General features: G+C 54.4%; 12 protein-coding genes. 3 read left to right on the top strand and 9 right to left on the bottom strand.

Annotated features, from left to right (window positions below; translation table 11 throughout):
* Positions 1–302 precede the first annotated feature (302 nt).
* From EKM86_RS03930 to nagA, 4 genes are all read right to left on the bottom strand, one after another.
* The gene (locus EKM86_RS03930; RefSeq protein WP_125755277.1) at positions 303–6,287 is read right to left on the bottom strand and encodes a mucin-binding protein; all 5,985 of its coding nucleotides are present in this window, start codon (positions 6,285–6,287) and stop codon (positions 303–305) included.
* Positions 6,288–7,032: 745 nt separating this feature from the next.
* Positions 7,033–9,963 carry a mucin-binding protein gene (locus tag EKM86_RS03925; RefSeq protein ID WP_125755262.1) on the bottom strand — a complete coding sequence of 977 codons (2,931 nt, stop codon included), beginning with the start codon at positions 9,961–9,963 and terminating at the stop codon, positions 7,033–7,035.
* Positions 9,964–10,402: 439 nt separating this feature from the next.
* Complete coding sequence (locus tag EKM86_RS03920) at positions 10,403–11,776, bottom strand: TPM domain-containing protein (RefSeq protein WP_125755259.1); 1,374 nt, start codon at positions 11,774–11,776, stop codon at positions 10,403–10,405.
* 108 nt (positions 11,777–11,884) lie between these two features.
* A complete protein-coding gene (gene nagA / locus EKM86_RS03915) occupies positions 11,885–13,048 on the bottom strand; it encodes an N-acetylglucosamine-6-phosphate deacetylase (protein WP_125755257.1) in 1,164 nt (387 codons plus the stop codon).
* Between the two features lie 363 nt (positions 13,049–13,411).
* Here nagA and EKM86_RS12350 point away from each other — a divergent pair, with 363 nt between their 5' ends.
* Positions 13,412–13,567, top strand: coding sequence for a hypothetical protein (locus tag EKM86_RS12350; RefSeq protein ID WP_164506162.1), 156 nt, complete (start codon positions 13,412–13,414; stop codon positions 13,565–13,567).
* Between the two features lie 155 nt (positions 13,568–13,722).
* On the opposite strand, the gene EKM86_RS03910 is transcribed toward EKM86_RS12350, so the two are convergent.
* A complete protein-coding gene (locus EKM86_RS03910; RefSeq protein WP_125755255.1) occupies positions 13,723–14,547 on the bottom strand; it encodes a Cof-type HAD-IIB family hydrolase in 825 nt (274 codons plus the stop codon).
* A gap of 680 nt (positions 14,548–15,227) precedes the next feature.
* The gene (locus tag EKM86_RS03905; RefSeq protein ID WP_379908853.1) at positions 15,228–16,652 is read right to left on the bottom strand and encodes a nicotinate phosphoribosyltransferase; all 1,425 of its coding nucleotides are present in this window, start codon (positions 16,650–16,652) and stop codon (positions 15,228–15,230) included.
* 96 nt (positions 16,653–16,748) lie between these two features.
* Here EKM86_RS03905 and EKM86_RS03900 point away from each other — a divergent pair, with 96 nt between their 5' ends.
* Together EKM86_RS03900 and EKM86_RS03895 are read left to right on the top strand one after the other, a co-directional pair.
* Positions 16,749–17,699, top strand: a complete 951-nt coding sequence (locus EKM86_RS03900) for a DHH family phosphoesterase (RefSeq protein WP_125755251.1) — start codon at positions 16,749–16,751, stop codon at positions 17,697–17,699.
* 32 nt (positions 17,700–17,731) lie between these two features.
* Entirely contained in the window at positions 17,732–18,322 is a 591-nt protein-coding gene (locus EKM86_RS03895; protein ID WP_125755249.1) for a histidine phosphatase family protein, read from the top strand.
* 197 nt (positions 18,323–18,519) lie between these two features.
* Here EKM86_RS03895 and EKM86_RS03890 read toward each other — a convergent pair whose 3' ends face one another.
* The 3 genes from EKM86_RS03890 to EKM86_RS03880 are packed head-to-tail and all read right to left on the bottom strand — an operon-like array spanning position 18,520 to position 20,393.
* Positions 18,520–19,320: a hypothetical protein gene (locus EKM86_RS03890; RefSeq protein WP_125755247.1), complete on the bottom strand. Its 801-nt coding sequence runs from the start codon at positions 19,318–19,320 to the stop codon at positions 18,520–18,522.
* Complete coding sequence (locus EKM86_RS03885) at positions 19,313–20,020, bottom strand: ATP-binding cassette domain-containing protein (protein ID WP_125755245.1); 708 nt, start codon at positions 20,018–20,020, stop codon at positions 19,313–19,315. Before EKM86_RS03885 ends, EKM86_RS03890 begins: the two co-directional genes overlap by 8 nt.
* Complete coding sequence (locus EKM86_RS03880) at positions 20,013–20,393, bottom strand: GntR family transcriptional regulator (protein WP_125755243.1); 381 nt, start codon at positions 20,391–20,393, stop codon at positions 20,013–20,015. The genes EKM86_RS03885 and EKM86_RS03880 overlap by 8 nt, the downstream gene beginning before the upstream one ends.
* Positions 20,394–20,669: the final 276 nt, after the last annotated feature.

Here is a 20,669-nt window from a genome sequence, read left to right as displayed (position 1 = left end):
CTATGCTTATATACTACCGAGGAACATGGGATGACATTCTCCGCAATTTTTGCTATTTTGACAAAAACCGTGGAGAACCCAGTTTTGTACATTTGGCTATGGGCTGAAAAGCGCCGTCAGAAACGGTCAGCTATGCTCGCCAGTGACGGGTCCGACTCGGCTTGAGCCCTAGTCAGTTAGCTCTTATCAGAAAGACAGCGAATAGTCGCAAATCTATGCAGCAAACGTGAACGTTGATTTTTTTATTGACGCAACTAAAAAAGAAGCCGGCAATTACTCGCTAGCTTCCTCAAATTGCTGATCTAGTCTTGCTTACGCCGACGCACATCGAGAGATGCCAATCCAAGTAGGGCTGCTAAGCTCAAACCTACCGATACCAGCCATTGGCTCTGAACATCACCAGTACTTGGTAACCGCTTCTCCTCAGACTGCTTCAAGTCGCCAGCCTGTCGTTGGTCTCGACGGTTGTTCAGGTTAGCTGCACGAGATGGCGTTGTTCCTGTCGAACTGCCAGTTTCTGGTAGCCCTGCCCGTCCGGGGGTAGCGCCGGCGTTATCACCGCCTGGAGCATCCGGGTTATTGCCTTCTGGATTACCTGGATTGTTATCAGTCGTGGTGTCCGAGTTGTCTTCCCCTGGATTTACTGAGTTATTGTCGTCTGGCGTGCCGGGGTTATTGTCACCTGGATTTCCTGGGTTATTGCCGTCTGGTGTGGCGGGGTTGTTATCCCCTGGATTTCCTGAGTTATTGCCGTCTGGAGTGCCGGGGGTGTTATCCCCCGGGTTCCCTGGATTATTGCCACCTGGGGTGCCGGGGTTATCGCCATCCTCGATGGCAGTGTAAACAACTGTGTGCACAATGTTCGCCGCTTGAGCAGTGATGTCACCAACCGCCCCGACACCCGCGTAGTCAGCTTTGTACCCGGAGACGAGCGGATTCTTGACAGCATCAAAAGTGGTGTCGTCATTCTCCGCCGTCCATGGGCTGTAGCGCACTGAGCCGAGCACCTCATCCACAACCGCCTCCCGGCTAAAGATGACCCGATCGAGGTGATCCGGTGCGAGCGTCTTACCGGTTTGATCAACGTAGTGAATCGTTTCGGTCACAACTTTTTCCAGCGCGGACTTATCGGTACCAGCGGGCCACTTCACGCCCGCTGGATTCTTTGGATCGACTGGCTTTCCTGGCTCGCCAGGATGGTTCGGCGTGACCGTTATCGTCCCGTGCTTCAGGTGGACCACGTAGGTTTGCGCGTGGTCACCAAAGACGACCCCGGCTGGATAACCGTCGTCGACAAGCTGATAACCTGCCGCTTCAAACTGCTTAATCCGGGTACTGGTATGATAAGCACTCGAATTACCATACGCGCCATTCTCATGATCAGTCGCAAGCCACTGGTGGGTCGTATTGTCCAAATAGACAATATTAATCATCGACTTATTCTTCGCATAGGTGATTGGCGTGTTCGCAGTCAGATCACTCGGGACTGCTGGCGGAATATAGCCTTTTTCCGGGTGCTGGGGGTCTGCTGGCTTCAACGCGTTTCCTTGAGCGTCTTTTGCAGTGTAACCAGCCTTGTACGGAATTGTTGGGTACTTCGCATCCGTGGCAGCGGCTGTCCGAGTCGGGTCGGTAGGATCATTAGGATAGGTGATTGCTGAGACATCTGGTAGATTCGACACCCATGCCCCTAGCGTTTGATACACGACTGTGTGATCGAGGTTCCCGGCTTCAACGGTGACATCCCCAACTGGGCCGACTCCGTTGGTCTGAGTGACCATTCCTGAGACCACAGGATTGCGGACCGCATCAAAGGTCGTATCACCATTTTGAGCAGTCCAAGCGTCATAGGTCACTTTGCCGGTGACCGCGTCGACCGTCCCGTTGCGGTCGAAGACCACGGTACCAATGTGGTCAGGGGCTTGGGGGTCTGCTTTGTCATCACTGTAATGAATCGATTCGGTAATCGTCTTCTGGAGGGACTGCTTATCAGACCCCGCTGGCCACAGCACTCCTGGATTGGCAGGGTCAATCGGTTGGCCAGGATTCCCTGGCGCACTTGGCGTCACCGTGACCATTTTATGACTCAAATGAACCGTATAAGTCTGGTCACCACTTGCTGACTGGTTAAAGACAATCAAGTCACCGGCTGGCAGGTCGTCCTTGCCGATGACATAGCCAAGCGCGGTAAGCCCGCCCTCGTTAGCAGCTTTCACCAAACTGTAGTTGTTGACGGCCCCAAGCTTGCCAGTGAGGTGATCTGTTTTGACGATGGCCTCATCGTTGTTATCGTCAACATAGTTTACGCTAGCCTTGAATGTCGCCAGTGGATAAATATAGGTAACCGTAATCGCGTTCTGATTCTTTGCAATTATGCCCTGAGCGTTTGCCGGCTGATTGACCTGACTGCCGTCATAGCCTGCTGGCACTGTTGCCAAAGGTGTTGTCTCATAGTTATCGCCAGCCTTATAAACCCGAGTGACTGGGGGTGCGATTGGATGCGTGCTTGCAGAGCCATCAGGATTGGCTGCCACATACTCTGTCGTCACCGCAGTATCCTGATTAACCTCAACCGCCAGCGGCTGCGTCGCCATGAAGGTCTCGCCATTGGCCTTGGGACTGACGAAGGTGGTCGTCAGATTTGCAATTTTACCCGGTATAACCGTGTTAATCGACGGCACCTTCACAGGCAGAATTGCAGAAGCCACATCATTTTGAGACAGTTTCCCGGTTTGTAGCACAACCGTCTTAACGGTGTCCCATTTGTCCTCGCTAACGACGTCGCTAAAGGAACTTAGGTCGATTGAGCCATCCGGATCAGGGGTCACCTTTTTAGAAGAATACAGCAGCTTCGAACCAGCTGGAGAATTCGGGCTCAGCGTGCCCGGACCAGTCAAAACGATTGTGAAATGATCCCCATCTTGGACTGTAGGCAGATTAATCAGATTATCGCTCCAAGGGGCACTATTCGTTGTTGTATTGACGGAGGCCAGTTGGATGTTCGCAGCGTTTGTATCATCCTCTTCGCTTGGCGTTGCGCCCCGAGAGAGATGCGCTGTGGTGGCATCGGGCTTCGCATCCGAATAGGTCAGATAAGCCACACTACTCGTGGCAGGGTCATCAATGCCATTTTCACTACCCAAGAATAGAGGGACAAGGAATGAATATTTGAATGTCCTATTGTTGTCAGTAATGTACTTAACTGGCTGACCAGCAATCGTCATGGTATTCACGGGTGTTGCCGCACCATAAGCAGGAATGTACTCGTTCACAAAAACCCCGCCGAAGGCATCGTTAATCGTGTACGTGCCTGGTAGAGTGTTGTCATTGACTTGTACTTGCACAGAAATATTTGCCCGGCCAGACGCCTGACCCGCAAGCTGAGCAAGACTAAACTTGAGAACATCCGCACCGCCAGGGCCAATGTTTCCTAGATCATCAACTTTGCCGGTCAGATTTCCAATCTTGGCTGTTGCACTAACGACGCTAAATCCCGTTGGAACAATGAAATATGAATCACCGTAAACCCCACTAGCGGTCTCAGGCGTTGGAATCAAGGTATCCCCAAGGATGACAACATCACCTGGACGAAGCACACCGAGGTCGTTAGGGGCCATCTGTACTAATGCGGTGAATGACTGACTAACAGAATAATTAATATTTACTGGCGCAATAATCTGCCGATCATTGACAAAGTTCTGAGTCAACTGTTCACTCGTCACCGAAATTGGGTAATGGGCGACATCGCCGACTGCTTTGTCGGTCTTGATCAGACTGTAATCGCGGTAATATAGCTGCACACTTTCACCAGGTAACAGACGGTCGGCCTTTAGCGTGATGTTAGTCACATCGTCAAACGCACCAGTAAGCTTGCCATTTACCTGACTACTTAGTTGGCCCGTACTATCCAGATTAGAAAACGTTTCTTGTTGACCGTTACTGTGCGTCACAATTAGCTGAAAATGGGTCAACGAGGAAACGTTGGCAAACAGTTTGCCCAAACCACTGGTACTCGAATCGTCGTTAATAATCGTCCCAGGTTCAATGGCGAAAGAAGCGGCGAAGTTAGTCAACGCAATATTGGAGTTATTAGTGAGTTGATCTCCTGAGTTAACAGGCACATCCAGAAAGTTCTGAGGACTAGTCAATACGTTGCCGCTTGGATCAACTTTGACTACTTCGTTATTTTGGATGTTTGGGCTTGAAAACAAAGAGTCCGTTCCGTGTTCAAGCGCGACCTTAACGTTTGCTGAGGTGTCATCTTTAACCAGTGGGAAGCTCTGCTTAGCTGTCACCGTCGTGCTTCCTAGGACCTGGGTCACAGTAAAGCTGTTGTCCACGGGCACCTTGGTATAATGACCCAACAAATTGAATGCACTGAGAGTACTGGGATTGTACGTGTGGTCTGTGCTGACGACTACAGGTGTACCAGCACCTCCAGGTTGTGAGAAAGTATATGTCGCACCGTTTGTTGAAGTCTCGGCCAAATCACCAAAATCACTTGTCACCGCATCAACTACAAAACCCTCTGGGACACTAACAGTTGTTTTTAATTCTAAGGGGTCCCCTTGTCCATTCGAAGTTATTGTAAATTCATACACCTGATTCGTCACGAGGCTGTCAATCGAAACATTGGATGCCGAAGTGGCATAACCTGAATGAAGATTTAGTCTTGGGGATTGCAGACTAAACCCATTATCCAGCGTGTAAGTCAACGTCTTGACCGTCTGACCGTGCCTCAGGGTGATTGGTAGCTGCGTGTCCTGAGGATAGGCATACTTGGTATCAGAGTCCTTACCATATGGACGACCGAGGGTAATCGTGATATTAAATTGGTGCGTGCCAGCGGTATCTGCAGTGTACGTAAATGTATTTAGTCCATTGATCAATCGGTTTACGCCCGCTGCGTCAGTGGCATAACCCGCATTAAACAAAGTAGTCGGTGAGACGTTCATCACGGAATCACTCTGGGAAAGAAAGGCCTTCGGAATGCTAACGGTGATCTTATCTCCGGTGTTGGCATCCACAGAAACAACCAGATTGTGTGTCTGACCAATATCTCCAAACACAGTGCCTGCCGCGTCAGTCAGGGCGTCTGTATCAGGATCGACAACCTGCCGGAAGCTCTTCAACTCGCCGGAACCCTTCACGACATCGACGGCAGCTTGGTAATCAGCCGGACTGGCCGCGTTGAGAATTAAGTCCCCGTAAGTGTTAACTTTACCGCTTGTGCCAGCTGGTAGGGTGAGCGCATCTAAGGCCGTCTGAGCAGCACTTGCGGCTTCACTTGGGGCACCGTTTCTATCCGTATCTAACATTGATGCGGCCTGGGTCAGCTCCTCATTCATCGTGTTCAAAATCTGCGCCGCTTGCGTCAATTGACTCAAAGTCGCGGCTGGGTCCTCGCTGACATCATCAGACACATTAGCGGTAAGCGCCAAAACTTGATCATTTTCATCACCAACATGGGTCTGCAGGGCAGTCAGCGCATCATTATGCGGAATATTGTCCGAGGCACTTTGACTCGCCAGTTCGTTGTCCTGGGTCACGTATGTGTCAAGCTGGGCCACAGTCTTCTGTGCCCCTTGGCTCAATTGTTTAGCCTCTGCGATCGCAGCAGCCGCGTCAATACTTGTGCGTTGCGTTGAGGCCTGGTTCTGATCAACTGAAGAAGGCACATCAAAATGAGCCGAGGCTGCGCCTGACTTGGCAGCCGACGCGTCGACCGCAGCGGGTGCGCCAGCCAGCTCACCTGGCTTAATATTGGCGGCACTAAACGTATACGACGGATTGGCTGCCTGCAGCTTTGCAAGCCCTGCAGCCGACAAAGTCACGACTGACTCGTCGTCAGTGCCAGAAGTCTTAGTCTGCTCAAAATCCGCAGCGGCCCAGTTGGGCGCTTGCAGCCCTGCGGCCAAAGTCACTTGATAGCGGCCCGAACCACTATCAGTCTGACCCTCCACTGTCGCGGCAGTCCCCGTGAAGGCCGTAGCCTGGAGTGTCGCCGCAGCAGGTTGAGCCACATTCGCCATGGCTTTACCTGGTTGGCTAGAGGCTAAAGTAACAGTCTTAGCACCAGCAATCGATTCCCCTGTTGGGCCAGCAACGTCGGGCTCACCAGTTGCCGTAGCTGCCTGCACTTGCGTCTTGCTAGTCAGAACCATTCCCGCCACGAGCACAGACATGCTGGCGGTAAGCCAAAGCTTACCGCTTTTATATAACTTATACCGACTTTTTTCCTCAAATGAGTCATGGAATAAACGCGAATTTTTTCTATCAAATTGCATGAGACTACCCCCTATTGCAGTCCAAGCTTTGTCACCCAGCCCAGATGTGCTTAATTACCCAAAAATTTCAACAATCCATTACGCTCACGAATTTAGGCTGCCGTCCCTATCACTACGTTCACCTGGACAGCAACGGTCCCTAATGTGTGCTTACTATAGGCCCTATTTTAGCCCTCTTTTCCCGTCATTAACAGACCACCCCCAGATTGAGCAATCAAAAACCATACTCCTCGCGCTCTGTATCCTGCGCTAAAGTATGGCTAGATTTCCCTTTTATCGTAAAAGCAACCAGGATTGCAGAAAGATCAGACATTCCGGTAATCGGCACTACCAGCCATCACCAAAACCGCCATCGGTGTCAGAACTTGACGAACTTGAGTGGACATAATCTTCATCTACCCAGACGGGCATGCCAATCACCCCCTCTTGGTCAAGTTCCGGATGGCACTTATATTTCAACAGCGCGGACCAGGTTTTGCCAACTGATCATCCGGTAGTTTCACATCCTCAGTTTTTACCATTTTGACAAAAAGTGAGCCCCCAGTTTTGTCCATCTTGCTGGCGAGGCAAAACGGGGAACGAGTCCTGGAGTTGGAATCTCACTCGCTTTGCGACATGACTGTTATGTACATCATCCATGGATCGTTTGTTTTTAGCAAAGCAGTACCAAGCCTGTTATGGACCGAATAAGAGCAGAAAAAGCAGCCCCCTCAAGAGGAGCTGCCCTTTCCGATCCGTTAATGACTTAACGCTGACCCTGGCGTTTGCGCTCGGCTAACCCTAATAGGGCAAGTAGCGAAACACCAAGTAACGCAAGACCAACTGTAGCCGTCTCGCCAGTCTCTGGCAGCGTCAGACGTTTCTTAGCAGAGGCTTTCACGAATCCAGCATTCGTTCCTGCCTGTGAAGACGTGCCGTTAGTGTCTGGAAGCGTCGGCCGGTTCTTGGCAGAAACCGTCACAGCGCCACCGTTCGCCGTCTGCTGCGAAGTCGTTCCGTCAGTGTCTGGAAGAGTGGGACGGGAAGTTGTTTGGCTAGTGGTTTGGCCGCCGTTACCCGAATTTCCAGCGTTCTGGTTATTTCCTGCAGGCTGCCCACCTGTCGTGGAGGTGTTGCCGCCTGGGTTAGTATTGCCGCCTGGGTTAGTGTTTCCACCTGGGTTGTTGTTGCCGCCTGGGTTAGTGTTTCCACCTGGGTTAGTGTTACCACCTGGGTTAGTGTTCCCACCTGGGTTAGTGTTACCACCTGGGTTAGTGTTCCCACCTGGGTTAGTGTTACCACCTGGGTTAGTGTTACCACCTGGGTTAGTGTTACCACCTGGGTTAGTGTTCCCACCTGGGTTAGTGTTACCACCTGGGTTAGTGTTACCACTTGGGTTGCCGTTGCCGCCTGGGTTAGTGTTCCCTCCTGGGTTAATGTTCCCACCCGGGGTGCTGTTGTCGGGCACTCGGGTCAGATAAAGCGTGATGCCTTGAGCTGATGGAGTCAAAGTGTAGCTGATCGGTTTTCCAGGCGTGAAGTTCGCCGCTTCGTAACCCTCTGGAACAACTGGTGTGTAGTCGCCTGAATCACCGACTTTGCCCGTGATCCTATCCGTTTTGATGAGCTCATCAGGCTGACCAGACTGCCCGCGCGCGACGTACGTGATCTGTAGCTCAGCAGCGTTGGCAACGTATTTAACCGTTACCGTTTCATCCTTGATCCGTGAAGCATCTGAAAGCGGCGTTGGTGTTTCCTGTTTCACAACAGTCTGAGTTGCAGAATAGCCGGCAATGCTTGGAGAAATCACCTCGTAATAGGCTGTTGGCGCGGTTGCAACGCTCTTACCAGTAACCGAATCTCTTGAAACGTTCCATTCGATGGTCTGTACTTTGTCAGGCGCAGCTGGCTTCCCATTCTCAAACACATAATGAATCGTTCTCTTCGTCTCAACACTGGTATCGGTCACCTTATGCGTCAGGTGAACGATGAGGTTATCATCCACGCTGTCGGTTAGGGTATATGGCAGCTTAGCCAACTGCCCCTTTGCTAAAACATAGTTGGCTGGCACTTGGACTTGATACTCATCCTTGTCGCCGTAGTGCCCATAAATGGTGTCAATTTTGACGGCCTCGGTATCGCCTTCCGTATCATCAACGTAGAGGACCTTGGCTGTTTCCGCCTTAGTGTGATAAACCACAGGGATCGTCTGCAGCGCAGGCACGCCCTGCGTATTCGCATTCTCAGCTTCCGCAGGCACGATTTGCTGGTCAGCGTAATACCCGGTGATCAGTGGGCTGGAGACCGCGGCATACCCAACCGGGTTGGGCGTGTTGATGCCTGTTCCGGTGACCCGGTCTCTTGAGGCTTCCCACTTAATTCTTTGGGTCACAGGTGCGCTAAGTTGATGACCTTTTTCATCTGAGTACGTGATCACTCGCTCGGTATCACCAGAGATGTGATCGATCCGATGCGTCAGATGAACGACTAAGTTATCTGTATCATCACCAGTCAATGTATATGGCACCTTGCTGGGCTGAATCTCGATAGGCTTTTTCTGGTCAGATGAGATTTTCCCAAAAGTGTATTCTGTGAGTTTTGAATCGTTGGCTACATAATTTGCCGCGTCATAAGTCCCCGTGTCACCCAGGCGGCCGTTGATCGTATCGGTGGCCACTTTGATGCCACCTTCAGCGTCGTCAACGTAGGTGACTGTTGCCGCAGCCTTATTTTTTTTGAATACGACCTGAGGCCCTTCTGAATTTAGAGGAAAGTCTTCGCCTGGCAACAATTCCACAGTCGCCGGTACTGGTTCAGCTGGTACTGTTGCCTGATCCGCGGTGTAACCGTCTATCGTGCCACTCGGTACGGGGGCATATTCGGGTGCCGATGGCGTATAGGTGCTTATCCCCGTTACTTCGTCTTTTGTTCCTGTCCATTCAATAGTTTGTCGTTTTGAATTTTTTGCTTGCTTGCCATTTTCCTGATATGTGTACGTGATTTGGCGAAATGTTTCAGTATGTACGTCATCAATTCTATGCGTTAGGTGGATTGTGATGTTATCTGTGCCCTCGCTAGGCAGAGTATAAGATATATCCGTGGGCTGACCAGATGCCGCCACATAATTAGAATCATATCCCGGTAAGCTGAATCTGTATGTGCCAGATTGACCCGGCGCACCAGTGACGTGATCCGTATAAACTGTTGCATCATCAGTATTATCTGCTTCGTCATCTACATAAGTCACAGTTAGAGAAGGCTTTGTTGACGTCTGCCCGGAGACATTTGGCTCCTCAGCGTGTGATTGGGCTGCCGCATTGGCGACCGAAGCTTTGGCGGGGGTCGAGGACATTGGCGATTGGCCAGACGCCGCGTGCTGTGAAATCTCTTTGCTTGGTGCCTCATCTGCACTAGATGTCCCTGCCGCAGAATATTTCTGTACAGCACTGGCACTCGGTGTCAGCCGAACCGTAGCACTCATATCCATCGTCGCGTCAGCGTCGTTTTGTGTCGTCGCATCACTATCATCACTGGCAGCCGCATGTGTCGTTTCCGGCTGCTGCACGTAAAGCGTGCCCGCAAACAAGACAGAAATACCAGCGACAGCCCATAGCTTCCCATACTTATACAGCTTGTAATGCCGCTTCTCATCGCGCGAATCAGCAGCTAACCGCTTCATTAGATGTCTGTCTCCCATAATCGATTACTCCTTTGATAGAATACCTAAATATCGGTAATAGTCCATGTACAAGACTATAATAGCTCAAATCTGATGGAATTGGTTGGTCAAAATAGTATATTCTTTCCTCGAAATATAGATTTTAATCTGTCAAGCCACGTGGCGCTAGGAATCATGAATAGAAAAATTTTTACCGTCCTGTCTATTAGTGCCCGTTTCGGGCTGTCCATATTGTCCATTTGCCGATTTGAAAAATACTGATATTTAAGAAGTAAGGGGGTAACTGCTAGTATCTTCAAAAAGCAAGGGAGAAAACAAACAAAATATGTTCAATTACTGACAATTCAAGCCAATCTTTCCGTGGATATTAAGTATTGTACACACAATCAATCGGAAGTGATTATGATAGATATTGCGCACAAAAAAAGGACCCTTAAGAAAGGTCCTTGCTATCTGCTTACCAACTGCCGCCAAAGCCACCACCACCGGAGGCACCGCCGCCCCCGCCACTGCCGAAGCTGCTGCCGCCACCGGTACTAGAACTTGGCGAACTTGAATGGACATAATTCTCATCCACCCAGACGGGCATGCCAATCACTCCTTTTTGGTCAAGATCCGGATGGCGCTTGTGTTTCAACAGCACGGACCAAAGCTTTGCCAACTTATCGTCCGCTAGTTTCGCATCCTCAGGCGTCACGTGACCATAGAATTCCTGCCACACGTAACTCGCCTCTTCAGGCTTCGCGTGGCTAGACGTGATCCACCTTTCGAACCGCTCCTGATAGGCGCCGACTTTACGCTGCTCAGCATCTGTGTGAGCCTTGATCGTCGTCAGCTCTTTGTGTCTGCCCGGCCGCTCAGTCTCGTCAGTCAGGACCGCATTGAGGCTCGGCGCCGCTGCCAGTTCGGCCGCGGGCCACTTGTCGTCAGTCATGCGGTCGTCGTTCTTCTCGTAGTAGTAATACGGCTGCGGCCCGAGCTGTGGTGCTGCCGCCAGCCACTTGATGTATTCCCAGCGAATCAGTTTGGCGAATGCGACTTTCAGCGCCAGCTGCCGGTCGAATAGCTGCCAGCCGCCGCCGGGCACGCTTTTCGGGTCGATGACGATGCCCGCCTCGTGCAACTCCTGCAAGATGGGAAAAGTGTCCGGCTTATTCGCCAGCGTCCGCCCGATCCAATTCCGCAAAGCGAAGAACCTTGCCGCCATCAAGAAGACAACTAGGATAAACAGCAAGATCAGCCCGACGGTGATGGCATTTTGCTGCCGCTCTTGCGCTCGCCGCTGCCCGATGTCCGCCGGCGTGGAGATGGCGCTTTGATGTTTCTGCACCCGACGAACCGTGTTGTTGACGATGGCTGCGATGGCATGGTCGTACTGGTCAGCACGCAGCTGATTTTTCACTGCATCAGTGACGATTTCATCGGCGGACCCATCAGGCACGACCGGCTCCAGACCATAGCCGACCTCAAGCCAGTAGTGATGCTCCTTGGGCTCGATCGTTAGCAGCAGCCCGTTGTCCCAGTCCGCATGGCCGAAGCCGTATTTTTTAAATTGCTCGTTGGCGTAATCCTGCAGCTCGTCTTGGTCTTTGCCCGATGTCACGATGACCGCGATTTGCGGCTTGCCTTTGATTTTCTGAAAAGCCCGGTAGTTCGCGTTGTACAACGCCTGCTGGGTGTGTGGGCCAACGACGCCTTGCGGATCGCGGTACCACTCCCGCGTCTGCTGCACCTGATTATCGGTCAGCGTCGCCGCCTGAACTGGGTGCCCCAGTCCAAAAACCAGCGCAAGCCCCATCAGCAAGCTGAGCCAGAATGCCTTTTTTCTCATCTTCACGCCTCCAATATTGATTAAGTCTACTCCCCCGTCCTTCCCAAAACGAGCAATTTACGAAAAAAAGCCCCGCCAATTGTGGCGAGGCCTGATGAAACATTTCGCTTAAGCTTGGTACCGGGACTCCCCGTTCAGGTAGGTTTCGGACAAACTCATGTCTGGGTTCAGAACCAAGAAGTCGGCGTCGCGGCCCGGCAGGATACTGCCGCAGGTCGCGTCAATTTTGGCGGACTTGGCCGGGACGTAAGCCCCCATGTTGATGGCCTCTTCCGGCGTTGCGGCGTTCCAGTCAACGACGTTCTTGATGGCGTCCTTGAGCTGGAGGATGGAACCCGCGAGGTTGTGGGTCTCGTCCTTCAGCCGCGCGGTGCCATTGGCGACAACGACCGGAAATTCGCCCAGCATGTAGTCCCCGTCAGGCTGCAGGCCGGCGGACATGCAGTCGGTGACCAACGCGATGTGCTCGGCGGTCTTTTCGCGGACCAGCACGGAAATGACTTCAGGCCGGACGTGGTGCCCGTCGGCGATGAGTTCGTCGTCGACGTTCTTCAGGTACATCGCGGCGCCGACCATGCCAGGCGCGCGGTGACTCAAGCCGCTCATCGCGTTGAAGGTGTGGCAGAACATGCTTGCTCCGGCCTCAATGCAGGCCTTAGCCTGTTCGAAGGTCGCGCTGCTGTGGCCCAAGGCAACAACTTTGCCGTCGTCGCCAGCCATGTGGCGGATGAACGGCACGGCGTTGTCGCGCTCAGCGGCCAGGGACATTTTTTGCAGCAGGCCCTTGGCACTCTTTTGCCATTCGTCGTATTCCTCAATGGACGGGTCGCGGAAGTACTTCGGGTTCTGCGCACCCTTGTGCTCCTCGGTGAAGAACGGCCCTTCAAAATGAATCCCCTTGATCTTGGCGCCTTTTTCCTCCCCGGCATGGTCGCCGATGGTCTTGCAGACGTCATTGAGCTGGTCGAATGAGCCGGTCAAGGTCGTCGGCAGCCAGCTGGTAACGCCGGTGCGCAGCAGGCCCTCGGACATTTCCTCGAGGCCCGCCCAGTCGTTGTCCATGACGTCGTGGCCCAGCAGGCCGTGAATGTGGGTGTCGACCAGGCCTGGCGCGATCCACTGCTCGCCGTAATCCTTGATCTCACCGGCCGGCTTGTGGCCGTAGCTCGGGATGTACTCGCCAAACTTGCCGTCAGCGGTGACTTCCAGCCAGCCGCCGATCTCGGTGTTGTTCTTCAGGAAAAACTTTGCAGCATGAATGTAGTAGCTCATTGCGTGATCTCCTTAGGTTTAATGTAGAGGTTTACTTCCATTCACCAGTGTAGCACGGTTGCCGGTAGTGGTCTAGGCCAAAAGCTAGCCAGCAGTGCTCTACGGACAGCATAGCACGGCTAGCGGCGAGCGGTCCGGCTCAAGCCTTTGGAGAAAAGGCTCCCCGCGATTAGTGAATTAATGTTCGAGATGAATAAATTTGTAATCCCTTGCGGCTCTAAGCAGTAAGCAAATTATCCCGTATAATCATGAGCGCAGAACAACCAAACTGCGGTGGTATCTTCGCATTCGAAAGAAGGTGAGGCTTATGGCCATTGAGGCCCATAACCTTAAATTCTCAAGAAAGGAGGTACAAGTTTACCCATGATCGACGCGCTCGCGTGGATCATCGACTGGCTCAGCGATAACGCGCTGCCGGTGCTCCGCTGGGCGACACGAGTAATCGTGTGGCTCACGCGGCTTCACCGCGCAGCGAAGAAGCTGAGACAGTCTTTCGGCCGCGGCCGAAAAAAAGCGTAAACTAATAGCCGCGTTGACTTTTAGCTGGGTCTGACGCGGCTACTGGTTAAATGTCGGCCACCAAAGAATGGTGTTCTGCAGGGGCGCCCTTCCCGGCGTCCTTTTTGCTGGCTTAATTATATCACGAGAAAATGACCACCATCAACAGTCTTTTCTTAGGCCTGCTTGAAGACTTTCTCGTACAGTTCCGTCACCGGGTCATCGTTGTTGGTGGCGTCGAGCACCAGCCCGGCCGCGTGCTTGACCGCCGGGATGCCGTTGGATACGGCAACGCCCAGGCCGACCTGCTGGAGCATGCTCAGGTCGTTGGAGTTGTCGCCCAGGGCGATGATCTCATCCTTTTTGATGCCGATCTGCTCGCCCAGCGCGATGGCGGCCTTGCCCTTGTCGATCGCGTCGGGGTTGAATTCGACGTAGCGGTTGGACGAGTAAGTCACGGTCAGCGGCGTCTTGATGTTGTCCTCGACTTTTTCGTAAAAGCGGCGGCGCACACCGAAGTCGAGATGCTGGAAAATTACCTTGGCGATCGCCTGGTCCTTGAACTGGCTGAGGTCCGGCGCAGAAAACTGCTGGAAGTCGACCCCACGGTTTTCAAGGTAATCGCGTTCCGGCTCGTTGATGTTTGCCACGTATACGTGATGGAAGGTATAAACATGCGCGCACAAGTCGCCTTCCGCCATCGCTAGGCGGTAGATCTGGTCGGCGATGTCAAAATCCAGCGTGTGCTGCACGAGGATACGATTGTCCTTGTTTTCAACAATCGCGCCGCCGTTGTATGAAATCACGTACTGGCCAGCCAGGTCCTTGGTGCCGATGGTCGCAAGCAACGGCTGGACGGACGCGAAGCCGCGGCCGGTGTTGGGCACAAACTTGACGCCTTCATCGCGCAGCTTGTGAATCGTCTCGATGTCCTTTGGCGACACCGACCCGTCGTCTCGCAGCAGGCTCTCGTCCAAATCGCTCACGATCATCTTATACATGCAACCAGCCCCTCATCTCTTCGTATTAGTTTTATTGTACCGCAGCACCGAATGGAAAAAGGCTAAGACTTGGTCACAATTTTGCCGCATTCGCCCGCTATAGTAATCAGTATCGAAACAAGCCTCCAACCTGTTTCGCCCTGCGCCGACGCTGCCTCTAACTCCGTCGGCGCGCTTTTTTCGCCATGAATTTTTAAATTGAACAAAACAAAATATTCCTTACTTTTTACGTCACACTTTCTTCACATTCGGCCATTAGTATGAACAACATAGAAGCGAGCGAACAACTCGTTCCTATCCAAACCCTACTTTTTCATTTTTACTCCTCCAAAGTAAAAATTCGGCAGCGTGCTCCCCCAAAGCACGTTGCCATCCCTACCCCAATTAGCCGTCGGCCCCCAACCGGCGGCTTTCTTTTGCCAAAAATTCACATTTCACCGCAAAACCTGCAAGGTGCTGTCACTAATTCTTCACAGACCCTCTGTAGTATTAACACCATAGAAACAAGGCAAACTTGCTTCTATCCCATACCCCAATCTTCATATTTACTCCTCCTATCGCGTCTCATCCCCCCAAGTGAGGCGCACCCCAAACTTTTGCCGCCAGTCCCCCAACTGGCGGCTTTTTTGTGCAACGCAAAAAAAAACCGCAACCAGATGATTGCAGGTTTTCCTAAAAAGTTAATCTTTCTTAGCCTCGTCCACCAGCTGTTGTTGCAGGTCGGCCAGTTTCTGGGTCACGTACACGGTGTAGGTGTCCGGGTTGACCAGGCGCTGGGTCTCGAGTGGCAGCTCACTGAGCTTGGCCTTGGCGTGACGCTGAATTGCAAATACGTCGCTTGGCGCCGGCTGATCCAGCGGCACTGGCGCGCTCAGCGGCGCCGCGTCAAAGGCCTTCAGCACGATGCGCTTGGAAGTGAGCAGCGGGTTACTGTTGACCACGGCCAGCGGCGCTTCCAGCTTTTCGTCGGCCAGTGCGATGACATCGGCAAACGCCTCATGGGTGCCCGGCGTGTACAGGCGGTAGGTCTGCTTGATGCCCGGCAGGGTGGTTTTTTCAATTGACGCCGACACCTTGATCTTCGGCTTCAGGACGCCGTTGGTGCGCGTGGCCGCCAGCTTGTAGACCCCGGACAGGACCGGCGAGGACGAGCTGGTAATCATTTTCTCGCCGATGCCGAAGTTGTCCAGCGGCGCGCCTTCACCCAGCAGTGCCGGGATGACGTTTTCGTCCAGGGCGTTGCTGGCAGTGATTTTCACATCCGGAAAGCCGGCGGCGTCGAGCATGCGGCGGGCTGCCTTGGAAAGCCGGGCGATGTCGCCAGAATCGATGCGGATGCCGACCGGCTTATGGCCGGCCGCGCGCAGTTCCTTGAACACGGTGATGGCGTTCGGCACGCCGGAATTCAGCACGTCGTAGGTGTCGACCAGCAGCGCCGCATTGTCCGGGTAGTGCTTGGCCCAGGCGCGAAAAGCCGCCAGCTCACTCGGGTAGGCTTCGACCCAGCTGTGGGCCATGGTGCCGGCCGCCGGAATGCCAAACATTTTCGCGGCGAGCACGTTGGAGGTCGACGCCGCCCCGCCGATGATGGCCGCGCGCGTCCCGTAAATCGCGGAATCTGGCCCCTGCGCCCGGCGCGCGCCGAACTCCATGACCGGCCGGCCCGCCGCGGCGAAGGTGATCCGCCGCGCCTTGGTGGCGATCAGCGACTGGTGGTTCAAAATGTTGAGCAGCACCGTTTCCAGCAGCTGCGCCTGATCCAGCGGCCCTTCGACCGTCATCAAGGGCTCGCGCGGGAACACCGGCGTCCCCTCGGGCACCGCAGACACCGTGCAGTCCAGCTTGAGGTTAGCCAAGTACTGCAAAAAGTCCTCGTCGTACAGCTTCAGGCTGCGCAGGTAGGCAATGTCATCAGGCGAAAAATGAAAATCGCGCAGCACATCGACGGCCTGCGCCAATCCGGCCGCCAGCACAAAGCTGCCCTTGTCCGGCACGTCGCGGTAAAAGATGTCAAACACGCCGCGGGTCTGCGGCAGGTCGTGGTGGAAGCCGCCCGCCATGGAAAACTCGTACAAGTCCGTCAGCATTTCTAGATTACGCATGATGATCTCCCTGTCTTGTCAGTAATTAGCTTCAATAATACCACAACGCCGGTACCTTTTTCGCAAGGTAAACGCTAAACTACTGGTAGGAGGCACATCATGCAAGCAACCATCACGCAAATTCTCGCGGCGCTGAAAGCCGCGGACACCATCATCATTCACCGCCACCAAAATCCCGACCCCGACGCGTTCGGCTCCCAGGGCGGCTTGGCGGCCGCTTTGACCGCCGCGTACCCGGAAAAAACCGTCCTCAAGGCGGGCGAACCCGATGCCGGCCTGGCCTGGATCACGACGCCTGATACCGTGCCGGCTGAGGCCTATGCTGATGCCGTCGTGGTCGTCATCGACACAGCCAACCAGCCGCGCATCGCCGGCGCCCACTGGCAGGACGGCAAGCAACTGATCAAAATCGACCACCACCCGGACCGCGAGCCCTTCGGTGATCTAAGCTTCGTCAACACCAACGCGTCCAGCTGCTCGGAAATCGTCGCGGACATGATCGCGGCCAGCCCCGACCTGCAGCTCACCAAGCCGGTGGCCGCGATGCTGTACGCCGGCATCATCGGCGACACCGGCCGCTTTTTGTACGACCTGACCACGCCGCACACGCACGAAGTCGCCGCTGACCTCATGCGCACCGGCATCGACGCGCCGGCAATCGGCCGCGCCGAGTCCGACTACACGCCGGCCATCGCGCACCTTGAGGCTTACGCGCTCGGCAACATGCAGGTTTCCCCACATGGCGCCGGCAGCCTCTTCATCACGCAAAAAGTGATCGAAGAGCTGCAGCTGCAGCCCGGCGAGGCCCAGGCGGCGGTTTCGACGGTCGGCAAGCTCACCACGGTGCAGTCCTGGGTCATGTTCACCGAGCGCGCGGACGGGCAGTGGCGCGTCGAGCTGCGTTCCAAGAACTGGCCAATCAACCACCTCGCGGTCAAGCACGGCGGCGGTGGTCATCCCCTGGCCTCGGGCGCCGTGGCCAAGAACCTCGACGAGTGCCAGCAGATCATTCAAGAGCTCGACGCGCTGAACGCCGAGCAGCAGACGTAACCCAATTTTTTTCAGAACGAAAGGATCAGCCAATGAAAACTCTCTATCTGATGCGGCACGGCGAAACCTTATTCAACGTTTACCACCGAATCCAAGGCGCCTCGGATTCGCCGCTGACCGCACGCGGCATCGCGCAGGCCAAGGCGGCCAAGGCCTTTTACGAAAAACGCGGCATTCATTTCACCTGCGCAGTGTCCTCCACTCAGGAGCGCGCGTCAGACACGCTGGAGCTCATCACCGACCAGCCCTACCAGCGGCTGAAGGGCATCAAGGAGTGGAACTTCGGCGTGTTTGAAGGCGGAAGCGAAACGCTCAACCCCAAGCATCCCGGCGAGGCCAGCTACGGCACCTTTTTTGCCGACCACGGCTACGGCGGTGAGGCGATGCTGGACGTGCAAAAACGCATGGTGGCCACGCTCACTGACGTCATGCAGCACGCCAAGGGCGACACGGTCCTGGCCGTCAGCCACGGCGGCGCGATGCACGCCTTCCTGCTGCACTACCTGCCCTGGCCGATGACCGGCTACCAGATTTACACCGGCAACTGCGCGATCCTGGAAATGAGTTTTGACGGCAGCGAATTCCACTTTGTTGCCAGTGACGACCCGCTGCAGAAAGACTGATTTTGGGGCCAAACAGGACCACGAGTTTTCGCAGTTTTGCGACTCGTGGTCCTGTTTGGCGACTGAAATAGAATCTTACTCGTAACGCAGTGCGGAAATTGGCACCAGCCGGGCCGCGCGAATCACCGGCAACGTGCCAGCCAGTATCAACACCAAGGCCGCGGCCGCCATAATCAGCCATCTTTTCATGCTCAAGACTATACCGCCGTTGGTGTCTGCTTGGTTTCCACCCAACGACTGAGCAGAAAGCAGTTCAGCGCGCCGAGCAGCAGCACCGCGGCGGCAAACACGCCAGTGCTGAGCCAGAGATCGGCAAGCACGGTGCCGTGCATCGTCAGCCCAGCGCCGTCAATCGTCATGGACGAATTAAGCGAGGCGCCGGTGATGCCAGTCACCTTGATCAGCCAGCCGAGGCCGCTGAAGAACCAGTCGACCAGCTTGAGCGAAACCAGAATGCTGGCAAAAATAATGACACAACGGAGCCATTTTTCCTGCATGCCCGGCAGAAAGTCAGTGATCATGGTAATTAGCATGTGTTCCAGACTGATCAAGGTCCAAAGCAGCAAGAGCATCACCAGAACCAGGACCAGCACACTGGCCACCATCGTGAAACCAGTGTTCGACCAATTTCCCTTATTTCCAGAAACCAGCACCTCCACAGTTGTGATCGCCGCGATGACGGCCCACAGGTAGACGCTGGTCGCGAGGTTCGAAAGCGTGCTGGCACAGTACAGCTTCCAGTCGGCAATCGGCACCAGCCGCCAGCGGTTTTGGACCCAGACCTGCTCTTGGCTTTGCGCCTGGGCGATGAAGCCGACCATCACGGTAATCAAGCCGAAAAGGGTCGAAAAGCCAAGCACATCGTCTGTCGAAATCCGCCCCAGCAGCCGCATGATCACGAGCACCGCGATCACGCCCAGGTCGATCTCGATCAGCTGCGTGACCTGCCGAACGCGTTCTTTGGTCATCTGCCAAAATACTTTACTCATGCTAGTCATGCTGCTCACCTCCGTAAAAACTCTCAAAGTAGGCCTCAATGCTTTGGCCCTTGGCGCGGATCGTATCCGCCGCCTCCTGAGCGACCACGGTCTGGTCCTTGATCACGACCACCTGATCCAGCAGCTGGTCGATGTCTGACACGTGGTGGTCGGAGATCACCAGTGTCGCCTGCTCTGGCGTCCAGCGCAGGATGCTGCTGAGCATCGCCTTGCGCGTCATCACATCGATGCCGTCAAACGGCTCGTCCAGCAGGTACAGCGCCGCGCGGCGGGACAGCGTCACCGCCAGCTGCAGTTTGCGCTGATTGCCTTTCGACAGCCGCTTGATGCGCTGCTTTTGGTCCAGGTCCAGCAGCTGGGCCAGCTGCAGGAAGTCCGCTGTGCGGAAATCCGGAAACAGCGCCGTCATCACATCGGCCACCTGGCCCACGCGCCAGTTCGGGTTGAACCCGGCCATTTGCGCGGAGAAACTGATTTGGCCCTTGCGCTGCGGCGCTTTGGTGACGCCGGCCACGTCGATCGTGCCGCGGAAGTTGATCGCGCTGCCGGCAATCAGCCGCATCAGCGTCGTTTTCCCTGCGCCGTTGGCCCCCAGCAGGCCGACGATTTGGCCGGTCGGCAGCGTCAAGTTGACGTCTTTTAAAATCTGCTTCTGGTTCCGTCGATAACTCAATCCCTGAATCGCCAATGCCTCAGTCATGCGATTCACCACCCTTTCGCTCCTTGATGTACTCCTCCAGTGCCGCGACCATTTCCGCCGGTGCCATCCCCAAGGACGCCAGATGATCGTAGGTGCCGGCCAGCTCGCCTTGGATCACGCGCTTTTTCATCTGGGCCAAGACCTGCGTGTCCGTGGTGACAAAGTTGCCCTTGCCGCGCTCGGACACCAGGATGCCTTCGCGGATCAGCTCTGCCAGCGCCCGCTGGATCGTGTTGACGTTGACCGTCAGCGTGAGCGCCAACTGCCGCACCGCCGGGACCTGCGCGCCTGGCGCCAGGTTGCCGACGATGATCTCGCGGTCGATGTACTGCTCGATTTGAAAATAAATCGGGACCTTATCGTCGAACTCCATGCCGCGCCTCCTTACGAGTGTTCTAGTTAGCTATTACACTGGTACTATACTGCCTCACTCAGAAATGTGCAACCAATATCGCAAAAATTTCTTATCCACCCGGACAGTTGAGCCTCGGAGCCAAGGTCTAATGACGACTAAGCGACTGCCATGATCTGTCTAAATCGCAAAGCCGCACTCACTAAGAAAACTGTGAAAATTGGCTCACCACGTTTGGCGAAATTTTTCCTTATTTAAACCATCGGACCAGTCGCAAATTCTGTCAGGCATTTATTT

The organism is Lacticaseibacillus hegangensis (assembly GCF_003946465.1).
In the GTDB taxonomy this organism is placed as follows: domain Bacteria; phylum Bacillota; class Bacilli; order Lactobacillales; family Lactobacillaceae; genus Lacticaseibacillus; species Lacticaseibacillus hegangensis.
Note: the sequence above shows the minus strand (reverse complement) of the source record. Positions and strands in the feature narration are given on the sequence as shown.